Annotated in this window: 16 protein-coding genes, 1 tRNA gene and 1 pseudogene; 5 read left to right on the top strand and 13 right to left on the bottom strand. The window is 62.9% G+C overall.

From position 1 onward, the window contains the following. Positions 1-79 precede the first annotated feature (79 nt). From QFZ57_RS12985 to ilvD, 9 genes are all read right to left on the bottom strand, one after another. The gene (locus QFZ57_RS12985) at positions 80-1132 is read right to left on the bottom strand and encodes a 3-isopropylmalate dehydrogenase (protein ID WP_306630806.1); all 1053 of its coding nucleotides are present in this window, start codon (positions 1130-1132) and stop codon (positions 80-82) included. An 89-nt stretch (positions 1133-1221) separates the two neighbouring features. Continuing rightward, positions 1222-2778 carry a methionine--tRNA ligase gene (gene metG / locus QFZ57_RS12980; protein ID WP_306900547.1) on the bottom strand — a complete coding sequence of 519 codons (1557 nt, stop codon included), beginning with the start codon at positions 2776-2778 and terminating at the stop codon, positions 1222-1224. A gap of 35 nt (positions 2779-2813) precedes the next feature. Then, entirely contained in the window at positions 2814-3569 is a 756-nt protein-coding gene (locus QFZ57_RS12975) for an ABC transporter ATP-binding protein (protein WP_141160114.1), read from the bottom strand. Then, on the bottom strand, positions 3566-6364 hold the full coding sequence (locus QFZ57_RS12970; protein ID WP_306630804.1) for an ABC transporter permease: 2799 nt from the start codon (positions 6362-6364) through the stop codon (positions 3566-3568). The genes QFZ57_RS12975 and QFZ57_RS12970 overlap by 4 nt, the downstream gene beginning before the upstream one ends. A gap of 217 nt (positions 6365-6581) precedes the next feature. Next, a complete protein-coding gene (gene serA / locus QFZ57_RS12965) occupies positions 6582-8171 on the bottom strand; it encodes a phosphoglycerate dehydrogenase (RefSeq protein WP_306630803.1) in 1590 nt (529 codons plus the stop codon). 125 nt (positions 8172-8296) lie between these two features. Beyond that, entirely contained in the window at positions 8297-9322 is a 1026-nt protein-coding gene (gene ilvC / locus QFZ57_RS12960; protein WP_306630802.1) for a ketol-acid reductoisomerase, read from the bottom strand. Between the two features lie 84 nt (positions 9323-9406). Next, positions 9407-9919 carry an acetolactate synthase small subunit gene (ilvN, locus tag QFZ57_RS12955; protein WP_018768340.1) on the bottom strand — a complete coding sequence of 171 codons (513 nt, stop codon included), beginning with the start codon at positions 9917-9919 and terminating at the stop codon, positions 9407-9409. Positions 9920-9921: 2 nt separating this feature from the next. Continuing rightward, positions 9922-11829, bottom strand: coding sequence for an acetolactate synthase large subunit (locus QFZ57_RS12950; protein ID WP_306630801.1), 1908 nt, complete (start codon positions 11827-11829; stop codon positions 9922-9924). Positions 11830-12222: 393 nt separating this feature from the next. After that, positions 12223-13941: a dihydroxy-acid dehydratase gene (gene ilvD, locus QFZ57_RS12945; protein ID WP_306900546.1), complete on the bottom strand. Its 1719-nt coding sequence runs from the start codon at positions 13939-13941 to the stop codon at positions 12223-12225. A 260-nt stretch (positions 13942-14201) separates the two neighbouring features. Between ilvD and QFZ57_RS12940 the strand changes: the two genes are divergently transcribed. From QFZ57_RS12940 to QFZ57_RS12930, 3 genes are all read left to right on the top strand, one after another. Next, on the top strand, positions 14202-15287 hold the full coding sequence (locus QFZ57_RS12940) for a sunset domain-containing protein (RefSeq protein ID WP_306900545.1): 1086 nt from the start codon (positions 14202-14204) through the stop codon (positions 15285-15287). 19 nt (positions 15288-15306) lie between these two features. Beyond that, positions 15307-16434 carry a PQQ-dependent sugar dehydrogenase gene (locus QFZ57_RS12935; protein WP_306901578.1) on the top strand — a complete coding sequence of 376 codons (1128 nt, stop codon included), beginning with the start codon at positions 15307-15309 and terminating at the stop codon, positions 16432-16434. Between the two features lie 113 nt (positions 16435-16547). After that, a tRNA-Lys gene (locus tag QFZ57_RS12930) sits at positions 16548-16623 on the top strand. Between the two features lie 74 nt (positions 16624-16697). Here the strand turns inward: QFZ57_RS12930 and QFZ57_RS21630 are convergent. Next, positions 16698-17237: a site-specific integrase gene (locus tag QFZ57_RS21630; protein WP_373461309.1), complete on the bottom strand. Its 540-nt coding sequence runs from the start codon at positions 17235-17237 to the stop codon at positions 16698-16700. Between the two features lie 629 nt (positions 17238-17866). Beyond that, positions 17867-18495: pseudogene (locus tag QFZ57_RS12925) on the bottom strand (IS481 family transposase); the annotation flags it as partial. A gap of 66 nt (positions 18496-18561) precedes the next feature. Here QFZ57_RS12925 and QFZ57_RS12920 point away from each other — a divergent pair. Together QFZ57_RS12920 and QFZ57_RS12915 are read left to right on the top strand one after the other, a co-directional pair. Beyond that, positions 18562-18771, top strand: coding sequence for a helix-turn-helix transcriptional regulator (locus tag QFZ57_RS12920; protein WP_306900544.1), 210 nt, complete (start codon positions 18562-18564; stop codon positions 18769-18771). Between the two features lie 79 nt (positions 18772-18850). Then, positions 18851-19279 carry a hypothetical protein gene (locus QFZ57_RS12915; RefSeq protein WP_306900543.1) on the top strand — a complete coding sequence of 143 codons (429 nt, stop codon included), beginning with the start codon at positions 18851-18853 and terminating at the stop codon, positions 19277-19279. A gap of 278 nt (positions 19280-19557) precedes the next feature. Here the strand turns inward: QFZ57_RS12915 and QFZ57_RS12910 are convergent, their stop codons facing one another. Further along, entirely contained in the window at positions 19558-23748 is a 4191-nt protein-coding gene (locus QFZ57_RS12910) for an NACHT domain-containing protein (protein WP_306900542.1), read from the bottom strand. Between the two features lie 262 nt (positions 23749-24010). Beyond that, positions 24011-24868, bottom strand: coding sequence for a DNA-processing protein DprA (locus tag QFZ57_RS12905; RefSeq protein WP_306900541.1), 858 nt, complete (start codon positions 24866-24868; stop codon positions 24011-24013). Positions 24869-25000 lie beyond the last annotated feature (132 nt).

Here is a 25000-nt window from a genome sequence, read left to right as displayed (position 1 = left end):
GGGTTCAGCGCTGAACGGCGAGGCGGCATTTGGTGATTCGAGACAAGCTTACGCCCGATGCCGGAGGCCCCGGCGCGGGCTACAGACCTGCGGCGATGGCATCGCCCACGGCGCTGGTGCTGCGTGCGGTTCCATCGCGCTTTTCGACGTCGGCAACCACTGCCGCTTCGATCCTGCGGGCAGCTTGCGCGTAGCCCAGGTGGTCCAGCAGGAGGGCCGCGGAGAGGATGGCCGCGGTGGGATCTGCCTTGCCCTGGCCTGCGATGTCCGGCGCGGAACCGTGGACGGGCTCGAACATGGACGGCGCGGTGCGGTCCATGTTGATGTTGCCGGATGCGGCCAGGCCGATGCCGCCGGTGATGGCCGCGGCGAGGTCGGTGATGATGTCACCGAACAGGTTGTCAGTGACGATCACGTCGAAGCGCGACGGGTTGGTGACCATGAAGATGGTGGCGGCATCCACGTGCAGGTAATCGTGGGTAACCTCCGGGAACTCCTGGGCAACGGCTTCAACGGTCCGCTTCCACAGGTGCCCCGCGAAGACCAGGACATTGTGCTTGTGCACCAGGGTGACGTGCTTGCGCTCACGGAGGCTCGCGCGGCGGAAGGCGTCACGGACCACGCGGGCCACGCCGTGGGCGGTGTTCAGGGAGACCTCGGTGGCTACCTCGTGCGGGGTCCCTGCGCGCAGGGTACCGCCATTGCCGACGTAGGGGCCTTCGGTTCCTTCGCGCACCACAATGAAGTCGATGGTGCCGGGGTTGGCCAGCGGGCTGCCGACAGTTCCGTAGAGCCGCGAGGGCCGCAGGTTAACGTAGTGGTCCAGGCTGAAGCGGAGCTTGAGGAGCAGCTCACGCTCGATGATTCCGGACGGGATGCGGGTGTCGCCCGGCGCGGCGCCCACTGCGCCGAAGAGGATGGCGTCGCGCGTCTTCAGGTCCGCCAGGACTTCGTCCGGCAGCGTCTCCCCCGTGCGAAGCCAGTGCTCGGCCCCGAGTTCGTAGTGCGTCGGCTTGAGCTCCACGCCCTCCGCCGCGACAGCCTTTTCCAGGACTTTGAGGGCCTCGGCAATGACCTCGGGGCCGATGCCGTCGCCGGGAATAACTGCAAGATCGATGGAGGATGCGCTCATGTTTTCAGCCTAGCCAAGACATCCACATGCTGGTCAAGCCGTCTCAGCTTTTGGACACGAGCGCATCCGTCGGCAGTCCCACGGGGAGATTACTCCGCCGGTTCCTCGAATTTGGGGAACACGGGCGTGGGTGCGGGCAGTTCGGTACCTGGAACGATCGGGGTGGCGATCGCAGTGAACTGGCGGGCGCCGCCCTCCGGCAGCCCCAGGGCGTCCAGGAGCTTGGCCGTGGCGTTCGGCATGACGGGCTGCGCCAGGAGCGCCACGATCCTCAGCACTTCCAGGGTCACGTACAGCACGGTGTTCATGCGTTCGACGTCGGTCTTCCGCAGGACCCAGGGTGCCTGCTCGGCGAAGTAGGCATTGGTGTCCCCCAGGACATGCCACATTGCTTCCAGGGCACGGCTGAATTCCTGTTTGTCGAAGGCGGCGCGGGCGGCCTCGAGCAAATGATTCGCCTGCGTCAGGATGGCGGTGTCTTCGGCCGTGAAATCCCCCGGGGCGGGCACGGCCGCGCCGCAGTTCTTGGCCACCATGGACAGGGAGCGCTGGGCCAGGTTGCCGAAGTTGTTGGCCAGGTCAGAGTTCATCCGGCCCACGATGGCCTCGTGGTTGTAGCTGCCGTCGGCGCCGAACGGTACCTCGCGCAGGAAGAAGAACCGCACCTGGTCAAGGCCGTACTGCGCTACGAAGTCGGCGGGGGCCACCACGTTGCCCAGCGACTTGGACATCTTGACGCCGTTGTTGTGCAGGAACCCGTGGATCATCACCCGCTTGGGCAGCTCCAGCCCCGCGCTCATCAGGAACGCCGGCCAGAAGATGGCGTGGAACCGGGAAATGTCCTTGCCGATGATGTGCACGTCCGCGGGCCAGTACTTCCGGAACATCTCCGAGTCGGTGTCCGGGTAGCCCACCCCTGTGAGGTAGTTGGTCAGCGCGTCCACCCACACGTACATGACGTGCTTGTCGTTCGCCGGAACCGGAACGCCCCAGTCGAACGTGGTCCTGCTGATGGACAAGTCCTCCAGCCCGCGCTTGACGAAGGAGATCACCTCGTTGAACCGGTACTGCGGCGCGCCGAACTCGGGCTGCGCCTCATAGAGTGCCAGCAGCTTGTCCTGGTAGGCGGACAGCCGGAAGAAGTAGCTCTCCTCCGCCGTCCAGGTGACCTCGGTGTCCGTCTCTTTCGAGTAGCGCACGCCGTCGTCCTTGACCACGGTGTCGTCCTCGCCGTAGAAGGCTTCGTCACGGACGGAGTACCAGCCCTCGTACTTGGAGAGGTAGATATCACCGTTCGCTTCCATCTTCTTCCAGATGGCCTGCGAGGCAGCGTAGTGGTCCTCGTCCGTGGTCCGGATGAAGCGGTCATAGCTGATGCCCAGTGCGGCGTGGGCGGCCATATAGACCTCGGCGTTGCGGTCCACCAGCTCCTTGGGCGTAATGCCCTCTTTTTCGGCGGTCTGGGCAATCTTCATGCCGTGCTCGTCCGTGCCGGTCAGGAACATCACGTCGTAGCCGTCCAGGCGCTTGAAGCGTGCCATGGCGTCGGTGGCTATGTACTCGTAGGCGTGGCCGATGTGCGGCACGCCGTTGGGGTAGGTGATGGCCGTGGTGATGTAGAACGGCGTTTTCTCTGGAGCAGTCACGTTCGGACGGTTACCTTCGGTGCGGAGTGGGCGGGCTAGATCAGTTCTGTCAGGGTATCGCTCAACCGGACCAGCTCGTGGTCGTGCGAGGCAACGAGCACGGCAATGCCGTCCGAGGTGGTGTCCTTCAGGATGCTGATGATGCGGTTCGCGGAGGCGCGGTCCAGGCTGGCGGTGGGCTCATCCACCACCAGGACCCGGGTGCCCAGGATGAGTGCACGCGCGATGGCCACGCGCTGCCGTTCACCGCCGGACAGCTGGGCGGGACGGTGCCGCATGCGGCGGCCCAGGCCCACCAGGTCCAGGAGGTCCTTCGCCATGTCGCGCCGCTGGTCCACTTCGCCGTCGGGAACGGCGGGCAACAGCACGTTCTCGAGCGCGCTCATGCCGTCAATCAGGGCGCCGCCCTGGTCGACGTAACCGATCAGCGCGCGACGGCGGTCGGCGATTTCGTCGTCGCCCATGCTTTCGAGGGAATCACCTTCCCAGAAGACGCGGCCCGACGTCGGCAGGGTGAGCCCGGCGCCGACGGTCAGGATACTGGTCTTGCCGGAGCCGCTTCGGCCGGCGACGCAGTGCATCTCGCCCGCGTGCAGGGTCAGGTCGAAGCCTTCCACCACGCTCACGGCCTCGGCGCCGCCTTTTCCACCGCCGTAGCGGATGGTGATGTCGCGCATCTCCAGCGGGGTGGCGTGGTCGGCCGACTTGACGATGGTGTTGGCCCGGGTCTGCAGCGGGACCTCGTTGGAGCCGCTCCTGCGGCTGCGCTGGACGTTCGTCGGGTTTGTCATCGGACCACTTTCGTTGCAATCGGTATCCAGCAAAGTACAGCCAGCAGACCGGCGACGGCGGCCCAGATGGCGGCGTAGGGGGCCAGCAGCAGGCCGACGCCCAGGGCGCCCAGCACGCCCAGCGGCAGGGCCACGGTTCCCACCAGCGCGTTTTCAAACAACCGGACCTGGCGGAGCATGTCAGGGTTCCAGCCCATCGCCTGGAGGATGGCCAGGTACTGCCGCTTGGCGCTGAGCTCAAAGCGGCCCGTCACCAGGGTAAGCACCAGTCCCACGGCCACTCCGGCAAGCGCCAGCAGGATGCTCGGCAGGGTCACGCTGGCCGCAGCCAAACCGCTGAGGGCACTGGCACCTGCTGCGCGCGGAATGTCGATGAGCAGGGCGATGAGCCCGCCTGCGGCGGCACCGAAGACGCCGACCGCGACAGCCAGGGACAGCGTATTGAACTTGTTGGTGCTCAGCTGCCGGTTGGCGAAGGTGAGCGGGGAATCGACCGCGATGAGCCGTTCGTCATGCTGCGGCTCCTGGTCAATCTCATCGCGGTGGCGGAGCTGCTGCGCGGCGAACAGGGCTGCGCCGCAGTACAGGACCAGGACGGCGACGCAGACCAGTGCGGTGGCAAGGTTCCAGCTCAGCAGGCTCAGCACGATGCCGGCGGCGGCAAGCAGCACTGCCCCGACACCGAATTCCTCCAGCACCCAGTTGCGGATCCGCCGCTGGGTCCAGCCCATGGCGCGGAGGGTGCCGGCCTCGCTGCGGCGTTTCCGGATGTAGCTCACTGTCGAAGCCCCGGTCAGGAGTGCCGCTCCGCACAGCGTCAGGAAGAGCAGGGTGACATTGGTTCCGGACAGTGCTCCGGCGACGGCCCCGGCAGCGTTCTGCCGGACCCAGGACTGCTGGACCGTGCCCAGCGCCGACTCCTTGCCGGCGCCGTCCTTCGAGTAGCCGGGAACGAAGATGCTGGTGTCCTCGCGGGCCGAACCGGCCACTACCGTGGCGTCCAGGCCCATGTTGCGGATGTCGGAAGCGAGCTTCTCCACCTCGGGCTGGGCGTCCTTCCAGCTTCCCGGAGCCTTGGCGCGGACGCGGACGGCATCGATGACGGCTGCGTTTTGCTTGTAGCCCCGCGCGGCCGCGAGTCCGTAGTAGTCGGTAATGGCACCGGCGGACTGGCTGGCCAGCCCGGTGGCGCTCAGCGAAGGCTTAAGTTCTGCCGCGGGAACATCCTTGCCGGCGGCGTCCTTGACCAAGGTGAACGGCGTGGGGTCGTAGCCGCCCAGCGGGAGCTTGTTGACATCTCCGGAGGCGGCCTCCACCACGGCGGGGTCGAACGTGCCATAGACCATGGGCAGCGGCGTCGCAGCCTGCTGCTGGCCGGTGGACAGGTTGTCCCGGTAGGACCGCTCGTCCACCGGGTTGCGCTGGGTCTGGTCAACGGGCGCGCCGTTGGCGGCCTTTTCCGGCAGGCGGTTCACGGTAACCCACTCGCCGGGCACGGCGGTCTTGTCCACGGCGCCGTTGGCCGCGGTGTCGCCGTCCGTGTACTTGGGGGCGCCGGCGAACGCTGTGCTCCACTTGGCCGGGGTGTACAGGCCAGGGTTGAAGTTGCCGTTGCTGCCCAGCAGGGACGAGTGGTCCGTGGAACCGGGCCAGGACAAAACAAAGGGGTCCTTGGAAACGAAGGGGAGGTAATCCTTGCCCAGGGACTTCGAAACGGTGCCGACGTCCTTGACGACCTTGCCGGCGTCGTCAATTTCTTCGATCTTGACGTTGTACTTCAGGTCCAGGGATGTGCCGGAGCGCACGATCAGCGGAACGGCCTGCGAGCCGCTGGTCAGCTGGCCGGTGCGCTTGGCCTGCTGGTACTGGGTCATCAGCGGAGCCCAGTACTTGAGCTTGACGCCCAGGAAGTCCGGCCCCTCCTTGAGCTGGTCCATGCTGATGCCGCTGGTGAACAGCCCTTCCAGGTAACGTCCCACGGCACCTGCGTCACGGGCGTCGGCGGGCGGTGCCTTTTCCAGCGGGGCCAGGAAGTCGCCGGCCTGGCCCAGCAGCGCGCGTTCGGCAGCCGGGTCCACCGCCACCACGGATTCGGTGACTTCAGGGGCCAGCGGCAACGAGACGGAGAGGTTGAACAGGTTGTGCTCGGAGCCGCCGGCGGGAGCGGGGAACTTGATGCCGGTCTCCCCTGCCGCCGGGGCGATGCGGATGCTGTTGCCGCCCTGCGCCTTTTCCTCCACGAGCCGGGCCTTGCCCAGCGTGCCCTCGGCGGTGGTCTTGAAAAGGGTCTGCTCCGAGTTGCCGTCGGAGCTTACGGCGCTGGCGGTGAGCCGGTACTTCTTCGCAGCATCGGTCAGCACGGATTCAGCGGCGGGCCACTTATCCGGGGCGGTGGCACCGGCTGCCTGGTCCGCGGTGGCGGTACCGGCCAGCCCGGCGTTGTAGCCGAGGTAGTCCATGGCGTCGAGGCGGGGTGTCTCCAGGTTCTGGGTGACGCGTGAGACCAGGCTGATGGGGGCAGCCACGGATGTGCCGGACAGCTTCCGGATGGAGTCCAGCTGGTCGAAACCGATGCCGCCGGCGCCGTTGGCGATCTCGGGCTGCAGGAGGGCCCCGGAGGGTGCCTTGGCCTGGACCAGGATGTCGTAGAGCCCCCTTGAATTCTCATCAACCGTCCGGTTGAGCGCAGCCTGTGACTGGCTTTGGACGAGGACCGACAAGCACATGGCTGCGATCAGGATGGCCGCGGTCAACAGCAGCACCCTGCTTCTGATGAACCTCTGGACGGCGTTCATGGAACTCCCTGAAACCTGGATTGCGTGCGCACACCTCCATCCGCCCGGGCAGGCGTGGACAATGACGGACGGATGTGCAAAAGGTATTGGCCGGTCTGCCGGCTGCGGTCCCGAATCAGGACCAAGCCATTGTAAGCAGACCGGCCAATCATACGTGGCTCCGCCTGGACGTGCCCTTGCGGAGGAGCGGCTTCGGCGTTTCGGCCGGTATGCCGCGTTAGTCTTCCAGGTCCACTTCCCGGACCATCTCGGCGCCGATACCGGCCTTGATGGCGTCCAGTACCTGCTGGGGAACAGAGCTGTCGATGGTCAGCAGGGCAAGGACGTGGCCGCCCTCGTTGGAGCGGGCAACCTGCATGCCGGCGATGTTGATGTTGTTCATGCCCAGGATGTGCCCGATTGTTCCGATGACGCCGGGGCGGTCGGTGTACGCAACCACCACGAGGTGCTCGCTGATGGGGATTTCAACTTCGAAGCCGTTGATGCCCACCAGCTTCTCGATCTGCTTGGGGCCGGTCAGGGTGCCGGCCACGGAGATCTGGCTGCCGTCGCTGAGGGCGCCGCGCAAGGTCAGGACGTTGCGGTAGGACTCGGTCTCCGGGGTGGTGATGAGGCGGACGTTGATGCCCCGCTGCTCGGCGATGACCGGGGCGTTGACGTAGGACACCTGCTCGGTCACGACGTCGGCGAAGATGCCCTTCAGCGCGGCCAGTTCCAGGACCTTGACATCGAGGGAGGAGATTTCGCCGGCCACCTCGACGTCGAACTGGGTCAGGGACGCGTGGGTCAGCGCGGTGAAGATCCGGCCCAGCTTCTCGATCAGCGGGATGCCCGGGCGGACGTCGGGGGCAATGACGCCGCCGGCGACGTTGACGGCGTCCGGAACCAGTTCGCCGGCAAGGGCCAGGCGGACGGACCTGGCCACGGAGACGCCGGCCTTTTCCTGGGCTTCGTCCGTTGATGCGCCAAGGTGGGGAGTCACCACGACGTTGTCGAGCTTGAAGAACGGCAGGTCGGTGCTGGGTTCCTTGGCGAAGACGTCGACGCCGGCGCCGGCGATTTCGCCGTCCTGGAGGGCAGTGAAGAGTGCTTCCTCGTCCACCAGGCCGCCGCGGGCCACGTTCACCACGTAGGCGGTCTTCTTCATCTTCTTGAACGCGTCAGCGCCGAGCATGCCCACGGTCTCGGGGGTCTTGGGCATGTGGATGGTGATGAAGTCGGACTGGGCCAGGAGCTCGTCCAGGGTGACCAGCTGCACGCCCAGCTGCGCGGCACGGGCCGAGGTGATATAGGGATCGTAGGCCAGGATCTTGGTGTCAAAACCCTTCAGGCGGGCTGCCACTAGGGCGCCGATGCGGCCCAGGCCGATGATGCCGATCTTCTTTTCGAACAGTTCGATGCCGGTGTACTTGGAGCGCTTCCATTCGCCGTCCTTGAGGGCGGCGCTGGCCTGCGGGATGTGGCGGGCCAGGCTGAGGATGTGGCCCACGGTGAGTTCGGCGGCGGACACGATGTTGGAGGTGGGCGCATTGACCACCATCACGCCTGCCTGGGTGGCGGCCTTGATGTCCACGTTGTCCAGCCCCACGCCGGCACGGGCGATGACCTTCAGGTTCTTGGCCGCGGCGATCGCTTCGGCGTCCACCTGGGTGGCGGAGCGGACCAGGATGGCGTCTACGTCACTGATCGCCGAGAGCAGCTGGGAACGGTCGGCGCCGTCGGTCTGGCGGATTTCAAAGTCCGGGCCAAGGGCCTCGACGGTGGCGGGGGAAAGTTCTTCGGCGAGCAGTACTACGGGTTTTGACACGGCTGATCCTCTGCGTTGCAGTCCTGGGGATGGATACAAGTCTAAGCCGACGGAAAGGCCGGGCTCACATTGTTAAGCGTGAACCCGGCCTCACCACTGCGGTCTATGCGGTTGCGCTGGCAGCCTTAGCGGGCTGCGGAGCCTTCCACGTAGTCGACGTCCTGCTGCTGCCAGGAGAACAGGGAGCGCAGTTCACGGCCAACAGCCTCGATGGGGTGCTGCTCGGCCTTGGCGCGCAGTTCCTTGAACTCAACGCCGCCGTTGTCCTGGTCCTCGATGAAGCGCTTGGCGAATGCACCGGACTGGATGTCGGCCAGGACGGCCTTCATGTTTTCCTTCACCTCGGGGGTGATGACGCGCGGGCCGGAGACGTAGTCGCCGTACTCTGCGGTGTCCGAGACGCTCCAGCGCTGCTTGGCGATGCCGCCTTCCCACATGAGGTCGACGATCAGCTTGAGCTCGTGCAGCACCTCGAAGTAGGCGATCTGCGGCTGGTAGCCGGCCTCGGTCAGGGTTTCGAAGCCGTACTGGATCAGCTGGGACACGCCGCCGCACAGCACCGACTGCTCGCCGAAGAGGTCGGTTTCGGTCTCTTCGGTGAACGTGGTCTTGATGACGCCGGCGCGGGTGCCGCCGATGGCCTTGGCGTAGGACTTGGCCAGCTCCCAGGCGTTGCCGGACGCGTCCTGCTCGACGGCGATGATGTCCGGGATGCCGCGGCCGGCTTCGAACTCACGGCGGACGGTGTGGCCCGGAGCCTTCGGCGCGACCAGGATGACGTCAACGCCCTCCGGAGCCTGGATGTAGCCGAAGCGGATGTTGAAGCCGTGGGCGAAGGCCAGGGCCTTGCCGGGGGTCAGCTTGTCCTTGATGGAGTCATTGTAGATCGAGCGCTGGTGCTGGTCCGGCGCCAGGATCATGATGACGTCGGCCCATTCGGCGGCGTCGGCAACGTTCTTAACCGTGAAGCCTGCATCCTCGGCCTTGGCGGTTGACTTGGAGCCTTCCTTCAGGGCGATGACGACCTCGACGCCGGAATCGCGCAGGTTGAGCGCGTGGGCGTGGCCCTGGGACCCGTAGCCAACAATGGCAACCTTGCGGCCCTGGATGATCGACAGGTCGGCGTCATCGTCGTAGAACATTTCAGTCACTTGCGTAACTCCTCTTGAGTGGTTGTAGATAGTGGTCTTGCGGTGCTGCGGTTACGGGCGCCAGGTCCCGCCTTGGGCAGGTGCCTAGGCGGAGCGGAGCGCCCGGTCACTCATGGAGCGGGATCCCCGTCCAACGGCCAGGGTGCCGGACTGCACAATTTCGCGGATGCCGAAGGGCTCCAGCACTGAGAGCAGGGCTGTGAGCTTTTCGGGGTGGCCGGTGGCCTCGATGACGACGGAGTCGGTGGAAACGTCGACGACCGAGGCGCGGAACAGGTCTGCGGCCTGGGTTACCTGCAGGCGTGTTGCGGCATCCGCACGTACTTTGACCAGGATGTGGTCGCGCTGTACGGAAGATTCAGGGGTGAGCTCAACAATCTTGATCACGTTGATCAGTTTGTTGAGCTGCTTGGTGACCTGCTCGATGAGGTCGCCGTCGGCGTCGACCACCACCGTCATCCGGGACACGCCCGGTACTTCGGTGGGGCCAACGGCCAGGGAGTTGATGTTGAAGGCGCGGCGGGCGAAGAGGCTGGCCACGCGGGTCAGGACGCCGGGCTTGTCCTCAACCAGGACGGAGAGTGTGTGGCGGCTCATGCTCAGTCTTCCTCTTCCCATTCCGGGGTCATGTTGCGGGCAACCTGAATCTGGTCGTTGCTCACGCCGGCGGGCACCATCGGCCACACCATGGAGTTGGGGCTCACCACGAAGTCGATGACCACTGGGCGGTCGTTGATCTCGAGGGCCTTTTGGATGGTGGCGTCGATGTCCTCTTCGCGTTCGCAGCGGAACGAGGCACAGCCGTAGGCCTCCCCCAGCTTGACGAAGTCCGGGATGCGGACGGTGTCATGGCCGGTGTTGAGGTCGGTGTTGGAGTAGCGGCCCTCGTAGAAGAGGGTCTGCCACTGCCGCACCATTCCCAGCGACGAGTTGTTGATGACAGCCACTTTGATGGGGATCTTGTTAATGGCGCAGGTGGCCAGTTCCTGGTTGGTCATCTGGAAGCAGCCGTCGCCGTCGATGGCCCAGACCACGCGGTCCGGCTCGCCCACCTTGGCTCCCATGGCCGCCGGGACGGCGTAGCCCATGGTGCCGGCTCCGCCGGAGTTCAGCCAGGCGTGGGGACGCTCGTACTTGATGAACTGGGCAGCCCACATCTGGTGCTGGCCCACCCCGGCCACGTAAACGCCTTCGGGCCCGGTCAGGGCGCCGATCCGCTGGATAACCTTCTGCGGGGCGATGAGGCCATCGTCCGGTTCCGTCCAGCCCAGCGGGTAGGTTTCCTTGAGGTTGTTCAGGAAGGCCCACCAGGTGGTCAGGTCGGGGGCCCCCGAGGCCTCGAACTGGCTGCGCACGGCCTCGGTCAGTTCAGGGATGATTTCCTTGACGGATCCCACGATCGGCACGTCAGCGGTGCGGTTCTTGGAAATCTCGGCCGGATCGATGTCCGCGTGGATGACCTTGGCGTTGGGGGCGAAGGTCTTCAGCACGCCGGTGACGCGGTCATCGAAGCGGGCGCCGAGCGTAATCAGCAGGTCGGACTGCTGCAGGGCCGTGACGGCTGAGACTGTCCCGTGCATTCCGGGCATTCCCATGTGCTGGGGGTGGGAGTCAGGGAAGGCACCCTTGGCCATCAGCGTTGTCACAACGGGGGCACCGCTGGCTTCGGCGAGTGCCAGGAGTTCTGCAGAAGCATGGGCCTTAACCACACCGCCGCCCACGTAGAGCACGGGCTTGCGGGCTGCGGCGATCAGCTTCGCGGCTTCGCGGACCTGCTTGTTGTGCCCGCGGGTGACGGGACGGTAGCCGGGAAGGTCGATCTTCGGGGGCCAGGAGAACGTCATCTGGCCCACCTGGGCGTCCTTGGCGACGTCAACCAGCACAGGGCCGGGACGGCCGGTGGACGCCAGGTGGAAGGCTTCGGCCATGACGTGCGGGATGTCGTTGGGGTCGGTAACCAGGAAGGAGTGCTTGGTGATGGGCATGGTGATGCCCACGATGTCGGCTTCCTGGAAGGCATCGGTGCCGATGACGCCGCTGGATACCTGGCCGGTAATGGCCACCAGGGGTACGGAGTCCATGTGGGCATCCATGATGGCGGTGACGAGGTTGGTGGCCCCGGGGCCGGAAGTGGCGATGCAGACGCCAACCCGCCCGGTGACCATGGCGTAGCCTTGCGCGGCGTGGCCGGCTCCCTGTTCGTGACGGACCAGCACGTGGTTCATGGTGGAGGCCATCAAGGGGTCGTAGGTGGGCAGGATCGCGCCACCCGGCAAACCGAAAATATCGTCGACGCCGAGTTCTTCGAGCGAGCGGACGATTGCTTGCGAGCCGGTCATCACCGTCGGGGGTACGACGTTGTTCGGCCCAAGGACAGGAGAGACGGCAGCAAGATCGGCGACGACGGCGGCGTGGTCAGCCGTCCGGTCGGCGCGTTCCGGAGCCTTGGCGGCTCCAGCGGACTTGGTGGCCATCAGCGAGGGGCTGATGGGCGATCCTTTGCTCATCGGACTCTTCCTTGTGGATCTTCTCTGGTTCTGGAACTGGTTTGAAACTGCGGGAAATAAAAAAACCCCTCAGCCTGGTGGCTCTGTGAGGGGTTCGCGCGTGACGGTTCGTTACCAGTGGAGGCTAATGTGCCACGCGCTTGGTAAGGACGACGACTGCTTCTGCAGCGGCGCAGCTGGTAACGAAAGTCATGCGTTCAGTTTTCCCTCTGGTGAACAGGGTGTCAACGAGGGTGACCCGAGTCTCACCATGTGGACTCCATTGTCCACCCATCGATCGATCCCTTTACTGGCGGGACCGCGGCCGAACCGCACGTGGCGCTCGGCTTAATAAGGCTGATGCCGAGGGGCCCCTTGCGTGCGGCGCTCAGCGCCGCACGCAAGGGGCAGGCATCAGCCGGTGTAGGCGCCCTTGCTCGCGCTGTGGACCAGCTTGGCGTACTTGGCCAGCACGCCCTTGGTGTAGCGCGCCGGGAGCGGTTCCCAGCCCACCTTGCGGGCTTCGAGTTCCGCCTCGTCCACCAGCAGGTCGAAAGTGCGGGCGGCGATGTCCACCCGGATGCGGTCGCCGTCCTTCACGAACGCGATGGGGCCGCCGTCGACCGCTTCCGGCGCAACGTGGCCAATGCACAAGCCGGTGGTGCCCCCCGAGAACCGGCCATCCGTGAGGAGCAGGACGTCCTTGCCCAGGCCTGCGCCCTTGATGGCGCCGGTGATGGCGAGCATTTCGCGCATGCCGGGCCCGCCCTTGGGGCCTTCGTAACGGATCACCACGACGTCCCCGGCGTGAATCTGGCCGTTGTCCAGCGCATCCAGGGCGCCCTGCTCGCGTTCGAACACGCGGGCGGTGCCTTCAAAGACGTCGGCGTCAAAGCCTGCGCTCTTCACCACGGCGCCTTCGGGGGCCATGGTGCCATGCAGGATGGTGATGCCGCCGGTCTTGTGGATCGGATTGTCCAGCGCGCGCAGGATCTTGCCGTCAACGTCCGGCGGGTTGATGGCCTCGAGGTTCTCCGCAACGGTTTTGCCCGTGACGGTGAGGCAGTCGCCGTGCAGCAGGCCGGCGTCGAGCAGTGCCTTCATGATCACGGGCACGCCGCCGATCCTGTCGACGTCGGTCATGACGTAGCGGCCGAACGGCTTGAGGTCACCCAGGTGCGGGATCTTGTCGCCAATGCGGTTGAAGTCGTCCAGGGTCAGTTCCACCTCGGCTTCGCGGGCGATGGCCAGCAGGTGCAGGACGGCGTTGGTGGAGCCACCGAAGGCCATGGTGACGGCGATCGCGTTCTCGAAGGCCTTCCGGGTCATGATGTCGCGGGCGGTGATGCCCAGGCGCAGCAGGTTGACCACCGCTTCGCCGGACTTGCGGGCGAATTCATCACGACGGCGGTCTGCCGAGGGCGGGGCGGCGGAGCCGGGCAGGGACATGCCCAGGGCTTCGCCGATGCAGGCCATGGTGTTGGCCGTGTACATGCCGCCGCAGGCGCCTTCGCCGGGGCAGATGGCCTTTTCGATGCGGGTGAGGTCCTCCATACTCATCTTGCCGGCCGCGCACGCGCCAACGGCTTCGAAGGCGTCGATAAGAGTGACTTCCTTTTCGGAGCCGTCCTCGAGCTTGACCCAGCCGGGCATGATGGAGCCGGCGTAGAGGAACACGCTGGCCAGGTCCAGGCGGGCGGCGGCCATGAGCATGCCGGGCAGGGATTTGTCACAGCCCGCCAGCAGGACGGAACCGTCGATCCGCTCGGCCTGCATGACGGTCTCAACGGAGTCGGCGATGACCTCGCGGGAGACCAGGGAGAAGTGCATGCCTTCGTGGCCCATGGAAATACCGTCCGAGACGGAGATGGTGCCGAACTGCATGGGGAAGCCGCCGCCGGCGTGGACGCCTTCCTTGGCGCCCTGCGCAAGCCGGTTCAGCGAAAGGTTGCAGGGGGTGATCTCGTTCCATGAACTTGCCACACCCACCTGGGGCTTGGCGAAGTCGTCATCCCCCATGCCAACAGCCCGGAACATGCCGCGCGCGGGAGCCGCGTGGATGCCGTCGGTCACCACGCGGCTGCGGGGCTTGATATCAGGCTTGTTCTCGGTTGCGATCTGGGCGTCACTCATAGGGGAAAGTCTAGGGCTCGGATTGTTGCGGAAACGACAGCCGGCACTGGGTCAAGGCGAAAAGGTGGGAAATTTCTATCAAATAGTGGACTGGCATCTCACATTTTGAGACAGTTCGGAGTCCGGACCGCGCCCCGCCTGTGCCACCGCCCTCTCCGGCTGGCGCTCCCCCGCCGTCCCGCGGCATCTCTGGACAGCAGTGGTGAGCCGACGTAGCGTCGGGGACAGGACACCCAGCCACCTGGACCGAAAGGCCTGCCATGGACATTGTTTTCTGGATCATTCTCGTAGTTGTCGTCGCCGTAATCATCTGGTGGCTGCTGAACCGCAACAAATCCGCCAACCCTCCCGGCGGACCAGGCGCCGGAGCCAGGACGGACGGGCCCCGCACCGACGGGGCGCGGGAAGGCGGCAGTGCCGCAGCGTCCGCCCAGGCTGCAGGCACCACCGGGATTCCCACCGCAGCGGGATTCGGCAGGGCTGCCGAACCGGCCGCCCCGGTTACGGCTGAGGAACCGGCGGATTCGTCGGCCGCTTCCAGCCATGGCACTTCCGGCAGCAGCGCGGTGGGCCGGGAACCTCGCCGCCAGGACCAGGCACCGGACGAAACCGGCCGGAGCCAGGCCGACGCGAACCAGGCCGGCCCGGACCAGGCGGCGGACCAGGCCGAATGGGAAACCCAATGGTCCGAAGCCGGAACCGGGTCGGGCGCCTCCGTCGCCGGTGCGGCCGGAACTGCCCCGGGCGTGGCGGGGCGGGCCGGTCAAACCACGGAAACGCCTTCCGGGCAGGCCTCCCCCGCAGCAGTCCGCCCGGTCCACCATGACGAATACACGGCCCCCCACGCTCCCACGCTTCCCGGTGCTGAAACAGCTGCAGTGGAAAGCACGGACGACGGCGGCGCAGCGGCTGCGGGGCCAGCCGGCAGGCAGGCGTCCCAGCACCGGGCCTACACGTCCGCATCAGCCGGGCAGGAGCCGGCCCTGCCGGCGGTCTCCGATGGCCCCCACGGGGACGCCGCAGCGGCCGAAACACGGGAACGGGCCCAGTCCTCGGCGCTGGTGGAGAACGGGGCCGACCACCACCGGCCATCCGGGCAGGGCCTGGCCGCGGCCGAGCCGGGCGGGCACCTTGCAGCCGATGAGCCATACGGTGCCGGTTCGGCTGCGGCGGGTCCCGACGGCAGCGGACCGGCGGACTACACAGTCAAAGGCGATGCCGCCGCGATGGTCTACTACGAAGAAGGACACCCCGACTATGAGCAGACCCGGGCGGAAGTCTGGTTTGAGTCAGCTGCGCACGCGGAGGCCGCCGGCTTCCGCGCCCCGCGGCGCAGACGGCTCTAGCAGGAGGAAGGCCCGCCGCATTGTGGCGGGCCTTCCTTGCCTGGCTTTGTGCCTGGTGCTGACGGCCTGCACGGGGACTTCCGGGCCGCCGGCGCCGGCCACAAGCACGGCCACGGCCGGCACCCGGCCAGGAACCGCCGTCGCCCCTGCGACTGCCCCCGCCCCTGCGTCTTCCCCCGTCCCCGCCCCAGTCCCCGTGGTGCAGGAACGCCTGGAGCTGCAGTTGAGCATCCCCTGGGCTGCGGTCTTCCTTCCGGATGGCACGGCAATTATCTCCGAACGTGAAACTGCTCTCCTGAAGGCCGTACGGGACGGCAAGGCCACCAGCCTGGGCAAAGTGCCGGGCGTGGCGCCTGCCGGAGAAGGCGGCCTGCTGGGCCTGGCGCTTTCCCCGCAGTTTGACGCGGACCGCTACCTCTACGCCTACCTGACCGGGCGGGAGGACAACCGGGTGATCAGGCTTACCGTCGACGGCAACGCCGATGGTTCCCTGACGCTGGGCCAGCTCCAAGTCGTGTTTTCAGGAATACCGAAGGCCACCACCCACAACGGTGGCAGGATCCGCTTTGGCCCGGACGGTTTCCTCTACGTGGGCACCGGCGACGCCCAGCGCCGCGAACAGCCCCAGGACCCCAATGCCCTGGGCGGCAAAATCCTGCGCCTTACTCCCGACGGGAGCCCCGCGCCCGGCAACCCGTTCGGTAACGCCGTTTACAGCCTGGGGCACCGGAACGTCCAGGGCCTGGCCTGGGATGGATCCGGCCGGCTCTGGGCCAGCGAGTTCGGGCCTGACGTGGACGACGAACTGAACCTGATCGTGCCGGGCGCCAACTACGGCTGGCCGTTGGTTACCGGCGCACCGCACCGCGCGGATTTCCAGGACGCAAAGGTCGTGTGGCCCTCTACGCGCGACTCCTCACCAAGCGGGCTGGAAATTTCCGGAGGTCATGCGTACCTGGGTGCCCTCCGTGGCGAGAGGCTGTGGGCGGTGCCGCTTCAGGGAACCGACGCAGGTGATCCTGTGGCCTATTTCACAGGCGCGTACGGCAGGATCCGGGACGTGATTCGAACCCCACAAGGAGGGTTGTGGCTTCTAACGAACAACGAAAACCCTGATTTTGCGCTGGTTTTGGGACCCCTCCCCTGAACAGTGCACCGCCCCGGGCGCCGATTTCACTTGCACCAGAAGTTCGTGTAGAGTTTCATGTCGTTGCGGAGATCAACGGGAAAGAAAAAGCCCGGGGATGGAAGCAAAAAGATGCACCTCTAGCTCAATTGGCAGAGCAATTGACTCTTAATCAATGGGTTCCGGGTTCAAGTCCCGGGGGGTGCACCATAGAAAGGCCCTGATCTGCGGAAACGTAAGATCAGGGCCTTTTGCTTTCCGCTCGCAGCGGCGTAACCCCACATTTACTCGCGCTTTTCGCCCAAACACTCTATTTTTTGCCCCAAGACCTCCAGAAGGCCGGACGTATCCGGGGCTACGGCAGGCCGCTCGACGTATCGCTCCGCCGTCACAGCCACTGCAGAATGACCTAGGACAGCGGCCGCCTCCTTCGTCCCGGCTTCCCTGTCAATCATTGTTGCCACCGTCTTACGGAAGCTGTGAGGTATTACCCAATCGAAGCCTGCGGCATGTCTGGCGTCCCGCCATTGTCTTCGCAGGTTGTGGGGATCACGCAGCGTTCCCGAGGAGCTAGGGAAAACTACGTTATGGGCATTGGGCCATCCTTGAACTTGTCGACGGAGCAAGGTGTCAACTGCGAATCTTGGCAGAGTAACAGTCCGATGCCCAGCGGCAGTTTTGGGTGTGGGTTGTCTTACTAGTCCTTGGCCTGCAATCCGGACGACTGTGCCGCTGATGGTAGCTGTGGCCGGAGTGACCGAAAGGTCCACATCGCTCCAACGAAGGGCACATATTTCTCCTATTCGGCATCTTGTGGCCAGCATTAGGTCTACGGCATCCAACAGGTCGGGCGCGCGCCTAGGTCCCATCTGGTGTGGGTCGTTTTGCCACATCTGGACTCCCCGCCTTAGGGCTTCACCGTCATCTACTGACAGCGCGCGGACAGGTTTTCGAGCTTGACGAGGCAGACGAGTGTCCCTTACAGGATTGCATCGAATAGCGTCGTGACGGGCAGCCATTCCTAGGATCCCGTTCAAGACCACCCGAGCTTGTTTTGCCTGTGCTGGCGTCTTGGCGGCAACGGTCTTCAGGAACCTGTCCACCGCGGACACCGTGGCTTCCCGGGCTCGTAGGCCGCCCAATCCGGGCATCACCACCTTTTTGAAAGCATCCCTGTATCGGTCTACCGTCTGAGCCGTCAGCCCAGCCTGCGCAACTTCCGCCAGCCACAACTCGCCCAGCAATGAGAGCCGGGTGTCGCCAGTGATTCCTGGACCCGCTGAAGCCACACGGTTGCGCAGCTCGCTCTCCAACCGTCGTTGCGCTTCCGCGCCACTCTGGCCCCATGCTTCGACAGTTTTCGTGACCCCTGAGAAGTCCCGAAATCTTGCGCGAGCTCTCCATTTCTTGGTTCCGAGCGCCGTCCGACTGACCTTCCCCCAACTGCCCACTGCTAGCTGTATTGACCTGAGAGGTTGGTGACGCGGCTGGCTGGTGGCTGACCTTGGAGTGAGGTGTGGCCTCGGTGGTGATTGTAGTGGTGCAGCCAGGCGGGGAAAGCGGCAACACGCTCTGCCTCTGATTGGTAGGGGCGGGCGTAGGCCCATTCGTCGAGCAGGGTGCGGTTGTAGCGCTCGACCTTGCCGTTGGTCTGAGGACGGTACGGGCGGGTGTATTTGTGCTTGATGTCCGGGCCAAGAGCGTCTTTGAAGGCGTGGGAGCGGTAGCAGGGGCCGTTGTCCGTCAGAACCCGTTTAACGCTGACGCCGCGGGATTCAAAGAAGGCGTTGGCGCGTTCCCAGAAACCGGCTGCCGTTTCTTTCTTCTCATCGGACAGGATCTCGGTGTACGCGAGTCTGGAGCGGTCATCGACGGCGTTGTGGAGGTAGTGGTACCCCGGTCGGCGGTTGGCTGCGGAGCCGGTTCTGTTGCGCCAGCCGGCGGCCCTGCCGAAGGCCCTGGGCCCGCCACCGCCCGGGATCCGGCCGAGTTTCTTGATGTCCACATGACCAGGTCCCCGGGCTTCTCGTGTTTGTAGCGGCGAATCACTCGTCCGGTGCCACGGTCAAGCCAGGCCAGTTTCTCTTACTGTCATCGGTATGCAGTACCTGCTGTAACTAAAAACCGTGATAGGGATGAAGGAATCACATGAAGTCTTTGAACACGGACGCATACGGCAACGATCCTCTGATGACTACCGCTCAGCTGGCCGATTACCTCGCCATTCCTGTGCAGTCTCTCTACATGTTGCGTCACCGGAAGCAGGGACCCCCCGCAATAAAGATCGGCGCAGCGACCATTCGGTTTCGCAAATCTCAGGTGGATGCGTGGCTCGCCCAGCATGTCGAACTCACATAAGAATCGGTGCGCGCTTTGACTGCGAGTCCGGGGTCGAGCGTAGGCGGCAGAAGGCAAGGGGAACGGCAGGACCCGGACAGTGACTGACGCACGATTCCCGGAGCGTTGGCTGAATGACGGTCGCTTCCGGCGACTCAGTGACAAGGGCTATCGGACCTACGTCAACACCCTCGCCTGGGCTGTCGCCAACCGTTCGGATGGGAAAATATCTGATGAAGATCTGCAATTCATACCTGATGTGTCTGTCGACGAAGCGGCCCGACTAGTCGAACTCAGGCTCTGGCAGGTACGTAGGGGCGGAGGATGGCAGATCGTGGACTACAAGGCAACCCAAACGAGCCGGGATCAACTGGAGGGGCTCGAACGCCGGAGAGAACTGGACCGGAAACGTTCAAAGGACTACCGAGACCGGAAAAGGGATGTGACTGCGTCACGTGACGAGTCACACGAAGAATCACGTGACGACATAGGACAGGACAGGACAGGACAGGACAGGACAAGCCTATGACTTGGCCCAAATCAATGAGGAATCAAAAGACAGGCAATGGAACGACGGCCTTAATGCGGATTGGCCAGCGCCGCTAAAACGGCCTTGATCGGGGAAAGCTAGCTCAGAGGAATGGTAGACGCCGACGTGTGTTGTTCCTACAAGCGGTGAGAGCGTTCGAGGTCCTGATGCTCCCTGGCAACGGCGGGGGGGGGACCTGCGCAGCTGGAGAGCGGATTAGGACACCTAACACACGAAAAGCAACGTTATCGACCTAGCCACGCGTGGTGAAGGAACTGTTAGGCGGGCTCGAGCAACTCGGGCAATGCACCCCCTACCACTCCCACAAAATTGTTTCGAAGGTTGTGCGATATGTAGTCTGCCAGTATACCGAGCCGCCCGTGCGTAAGCATCTCCTCAAAAATGGGTCGAACGGTAGTTCTCCGAAGGTGCAATGAAAGTCGCGAAATAACTTCGGCTAGATGCCGAGGGTGTTGAGGTAGGGATCGAACAAGCACGCCCAGAGCGTCCGCGGAAGACTCGCGGATGATGAGCTGAGCTGCCGAATAAAGGCAGTTACTTGCAGCCTCAATCTGGGCATGTCTGAAACCGAGCGTTGGTATCAGGGCTCCCAAATCGATAAAACATCCGACGGCAAAATTTCCACCGTTTACGTCAAAAGTCCTTCTAATAAACTTGTTTCCGGCTAGGAAAACAGATGCTTCGTGCGGCTCCTTACCGGTGTGTTTCGGCGTAGCTATCAAAGCCCTTAACATGGGCCAGCACGAGGGAGGACCATGCTCCGCCAAAACTAGCCTTAGGGAAGCGGCGGCCGCGTCCAATACCCCCGGCTTATTCGAACGGGAACTTTCCGCAGGAGTAACAGTTATTCCATCTTGCACGGCAACGAACCTCCCCAGAAACTCAACAGCGGCATCATAGTCACCTGGATGCGCGGAAACTGTGAGCGGAACCATCGACAGGGCGCTTGCCTTCACGGTCGGATGACGGAGTGTTGGCATGACACCCACCAGATCTTCCAGACTGACATCCACCACACGAGCCCGCTGAAGTCGACTCCACAAGTTCAACGCTTGACGTTGCTCGGTGTCATTCCCACGGAGCCGTACCTCGACAAAGCCCGCCAGGCGAGTTTTCTCCTGCTTGAAGGCTTCGGCCAGCGAGGCATCCCGAACGGCTACTGAGATGCCCCCCGTGTCGCCTCTATGGGTAGCCACAGCAACGTAGGCGAGAGTCAGCGCTGGATCCTTCGAGGCGTGACGTAGGCACTCGTTGGCGAACTTAGTCTGGTCAGCGGGGCCAAGAACTTCAGGATCGGCAGCTATCTCCCTAATGGCTTCCCGGGCACTTGGGATGTTCCCCCGAACTGCCTGCGAAAGAAGCGACACGAGGTAGTCCCGGCTAAGCCAAAGCTCTTCGCAGCGTAACGTCATTCGGGACACCACTGCTCGTATCACTTCTGGATCTAGGCGCTCATCTTCAAGCACAGACCGAGCAACTGATGCCCAACTTTGGGCTGGGGACAGTACATCAGCGTTCGGTGTGACTGGAAGCTGATCTAGCTGTTCGGCAAGCTTAGGAACTAGCACTTGCCGTGCGAGCCCATCTTCTATCAGAAGTGGGGCCAACAGATTGCTGACGAGCTTCCTTTGCGCTTGTAGATCCTCGATAGCCCAAATTTCGTCCAAGACCCGCCGTATGTGCTCCTCGGTCAAGTCATCGGAGCACAAATGGCGGGCAAGCGCGAATAGACCCGCTCCAGCGACCACGTCCCTTGGGTCAGCAACTAGAGATTCGCGTATTTCCGCTGCCCTTGAGACCCAAGCGGCATTGGCTTCGGCCTTAGATTCCGTCTCGACGCCCTCTTGGTTGGTCCAGAAGGCGAACAACAGGGCTCCCAGGGCGTCACGGACACTCCTCCCCCGTTCATCATCGTTCTCTGCTTGTTCCTGGCGAAGCATCACAATGATCTCGTCGTGGAGCGATTGACTACCAATGGCTCCCCAATGCTCGGCCACGAGGTTGATCAGCAATATGCGAGATTCAGGATATTCAATGGCTCCGAAGAGGCGCAGTACCGACTCCGAAACCATGTCGGGTGCTACTTTGCCCAATGCAAAAACCAAGTCGAATAACTGCCTAGGATTGGAAAGAGTCACCCTCCCCGCCGAAGTAAAGTATTCGATGCATTTTAGCTCTTTGACCAGTTCCGCGATCTCTAAAGGTTGGCTGCGGGCTAGGCGGCCAAGGGCCCTTACAACTTCGTGTTTGCAGCTACTCTCTTTTCTGTTCCAGACAAGTCCGAAGGCAAACCGCAAATCGCTAATGTTCATGCCCCACACCCGAGGTATAATGCGAACAAAGCGGATGACAGCCGTGCTCGGTAGTGACCGTAAGGGTGTTTCTATGTCAGCAACAATACTTGGATCATGTACCCACGAAAGCACCCCTAGTTGCTTAAGTGCATCGTTATTGCTTTTCAAAAGCCGATCCAGTTCTTTGGTTACTACGGCACGCGCTGACGGCTGTCCTGCCATTATCGTTAGGAGCTGCTCCAGAACGGTCCCGATAAAGTAGTCCTCTGGAAAATCAAAAGCGATATTTACGAGCCGAATGAGTTCACGACTACCCCCCCTGTAAGCAAGCCCCATGGCGGCGCAGTACTCGAAGAGTGTCTGGTGCATGTAGCGAGTCCGTTCACCATCACGTATCAAGACCCCTCGCTGTACCAACGTCGCGAGGTCATCGTCAATCCCTGATTCCGGCAGATGTAGGTGCTGTCGGATCTGGCTGAGCGCCATGTCCAACGCAAAGTTCTGCGGCTCCGGAGTGCCCTCGGCAAGCATAGCTATCCCGGCGTGGCCAGCTAATGCCGTCAGATCCTTGCTCGGCACTCCGACCATTCCCCGAAAATCAGACTTAATACGGCGTTCCCAATATTGGCGGTACAGCCCCGTGATGTCTATTTCCATCGACGGCAGGACATCTCCCGCCAGCTCAAACAGCAGCTTCAAAAGAAAGGGCGACTCGGATATCTCAACTACCGCGAGTCCCCTGGCTACCGCCTTTTTAACCAGCTCCAGCCCCTGCTCCTCTGGATAATGAGGAAAGTGCCGCTTCATCAAAGCTGCCACAGCGCGGTCGCGTTCGGTCGCTGAGAAAGCACCGAGGCTTGTTATTTGGCCTAAACCTTCCCTGAGTTCCTGCTGTTCCTGGGGCCTTACCGCAACTATTACCCCTACGCTCAACTCAACTAGAGACTCAATAAGTTCATGAGTTCGATGGACTGAGTTCTCGTTGTGGAGGAGCAAGTCCGCAGTATCCAGGAGAACGACAACGTTGGAGTGAGAGGCGCGAAAACTTCGAGTAGATTCAATAACTTCGAGGATGCTGAACAAGGGCGGTTCATGACCCGTTGGCGACAGCCAGCCTGAAGAAATCAATAAGGCAGTGACTTGCGGTGCCGAAGATAGCTCACGTGTCAAGTCCCAGAGGAGACTGCTCTTACCGTGGCCCGCCTCGCCCGACAGAATTTGTGGCTGGCTTCCCGGAGTAACCAGTTTCCTGAGCAATTCATCTTGGCATTCACGTCGAACATACATAGAAGCTGCGGCCGCGGCAAGATTGGACTGATCTGACTTGGGGCCAGCCATTTGCCGAGTCAAGTCATCAAATAGGCGGCGAGAGGACTTGAGTAGCCGCCTAGCGGCGCCGTCATCCAACTCCAACTTGGCAGAGTAAGGTTCTGACAGGTGAATCCCAATCTTAAGGATGTCCTGTAAATAGCCCGGATCAACGGCAAAACGAAAGGCCCGAGTAGTAACCTCAAGTTGCGCCCGTCCAGCAGATACTGCTTGTTGCCAAGATAATAATCCATCGACTCTTCCTCGGTCTTCAGGAAAAGAGTTAATCGTCGAATCTATAGTTCGCGAAAACCCCGTGCACTCGATTATTTCGTAGGTACCCCTGTCAACGAGATGCTTCAAGACTTTTGAGTCGTTCAAAACACCAGAATCTACCCACCATGTCCCCTCACCGCCATCGTCAATGCTTTGCTCGCGCTGGGTGCTGTCACTCTTCCTTCGCTCGCTGGTCAAACTAACGGCTACCAGGGCATGGCCGTCTAGAACCACCACGAGCGGCAATAATCCGTATCCAAGCAGCACTCCGGCAAAAAGCAACGCTAGATCTAGGCAAGTTCCTTCACCGGACCCATTCAGAATGGACTCCGGGTGACGAATTACCTGCGACTTGCTATCAGGATGATACGAGGCACGCGACCAGTGGATATCCCTCTGACATAGCGCTTCATAGATCGCTCGCGTAAGCGCGCGATAATCTCCGGCGGCATGTAGGTCTGCTGCCGAGCGGCCGCCGGACGGGCGAACTTTCACTTTCTCACCGATCGAGGGAAGAACGTAACGAGCTAGACCCTTCTCATCTGCTTTCGGCCAGGGGTTCCAGTTCAACTTCCTTCTTCCCCCCATCCCAAGATTTCAAAAGAAGCATGCACGCGGCCCGAAGCTAGCACTGTTACGGCTGCTTCGCAGATCATATCAATGGGCTTCCAAGGGACAGGGCCGAACACGGACGCTCTCCTTGATACGCTGAGGATTCGTGTCTGCTGATTTACAGCTACTCTTGCGCGGTTCCAGCGGCTGTCGGGCCATGCTTTGCAGTGCTGAATCTCGCCTCAGTCCGTGATAGAGGCCCTAGCAGATGACACCGCTTCTAGAAGAGCTTCTCCACTACGGGCTCTGAGCGCAGGCGAGGCAGTTCTCGCAGGACGAATCGAAGATCGTTGACCGAGTGTACTGGCCGAGCCCCCTTGTTGAGCAGCTTGAAATTACCCGCTGGAGTCGAGTCCCCGAAATCGAGGACAAGAACGGGCCGCCCCAGTTTCATGGCGCCTTCCCCTGCTGCCAGAGTTCCGCCACGTTCACCGGCCTCGATCACCACGAGGGCGCGCGCAAGACCGAAGATGATGCCGTTTCGGGCCATCGCGGCAAAGGCCTTCCATGGCTGTGATGGCGCGAATTGTGAAACGACAAGTGTTCGCCGCCAGTCGAAGTGGCTCTTGAACTCCTGTTTGATTCTGAAGTGGTCGAAGCCCTCAGCAAGCACTATGACCCTTGCCCCGGCGGATTCCAGGGCAGCAAGGTGCGTGGCCGTATCCACCCCCTTCGCATAGCCAGAAACCACCACCATAGAGTTGTTCGCCACTTCCACGCCGCAAGAGTTCGCCGGCTTCAGCCCTAGCTCCGACACGTTACGTGAACCGCACATCCCTATGCTGGGGCGATGAAAGAGCTCGCTGTTTCCCTTGTAGAACGGAATTGGGGCAATAGGTTTGCCATTGATAACTAGGGACTCCGGATACCCCCGGTCCCCGTACATCACTACCTGAATGCCCTCGTCAGCTAGCCGCTCCGCCGTATGCTCCAGGTCGGCCCGCTGTTCGGAATTCAGGTGTGAAGTGGCCTGCAGGATTGCGGACCTACCCCCATCCTGCAGTGCCTTGGTAATCCGTCCCGGTGATCCGAGGACAGCAAAAGCCGCTAGGGCTATCGTCAGCGACTGAATCGGCATCAGTTCCTCATTGTGCGGACTGCGGTCAAGGCAAGGACGGAAGAAGCGCCAGCGCGTCTCGCTGCCTGAGCAGCACCCGAGATGCTGGATCCCGTCCGATAGACATCGTCGATAACTATTATGGTTCCCCTA

The sequence above is a fragment of the Arthrobacter sp. B1I2 genome (genome assembly GCF_030816485.1).
Lineage (GTDB): Bacteria > Actinomycetota > Actinomycetes > Actinomycetales > Micrococcaceae > Arthrobacter.
The sequence above is the reverse complement of the archived record's forward strand: the minus strand, read 5'-3'. Positions and strand labels throughout refer to the sequence as shown.

What these genes read in the sequence shown, in the direction of transcription:
- QFZ57_RS12970 (WP_306630804.1), bottom strand. Translation starts at nt 6,364, where the DNA reads ATGAACGCCGTCCAGAGGTTCATCAGAAGCAGGGTGCTGCTGTTGACC.
- QFZ57_RS12920 (WP_306900544.1), top strand. Translation starts at nt 18,562, where the DNA reads ATGAAGTCTTTGAACACGGACGCATACGGCAACGATCCTCTGATGACT.
- QFZ57_RS12950 (WP_306630801.1), bottom strand. Translation starts at nt 11,829, where the DNA reads ATGAGCAAAGGATCGCCCATCAGCCCCTCGCTGATGGCCACCAAGTCC.
- ilvD (WP_306900546.1), bottom strand. Translation starts at nt 13,941, where the DNA reads ATGAGTGACGCCCAGATCGCAACCGAGAACAAGCCTGATATCAAGCCC.
- QFZ57_RS12975 (WP_141160114.1), bottom strand. Translation starts at nt 3,569, where the DNA reads ATGACAAACCCGACGAACGTCCAGCGCAGCCGCAGGAGCGGCTCCAAC.
- ilvN (WP_018768340.1), bottom strand. Translation starts at nt 9,919, where the DNA reads ATGAGCCGCCACACACTCTCCGTCCTGGTTGAGGACAAGCCCGGCGTC.
- QFZ57_RS12905 (WP_306900541.1), bottom strand. Translation starts at nt 24,868, where the DNA reads ATGCCGATTCAGTCGCTGACGATAGCCCTAGCGGCTTTTGCTGTCCTC.
- QFZ57_RS12940 (WP_306900545.1), top strand. Translation starts at nt 14,202, where the DNA reads ATGGACATTGTTTTCTGGATCATTCTCGTAGTTGTCGTCGCCGTAATC.
- QFZ57_RS21630 (WP_373461309.1), bottom strand. Translation starts at nt 17,237, where the DNA reads ATGCTGGCCACAAGATGCCGAATAGGAGAAATATGTGCCCTTCGTTGG.
- QFZ57_RS12985 (WP_306630806.1), bottom strand. Translation starts at nt 1,132, where the DNA reads ATGAGCGCATCCTCCATCGATCTTGCAGTTATTCCCGGCGACGGCATC.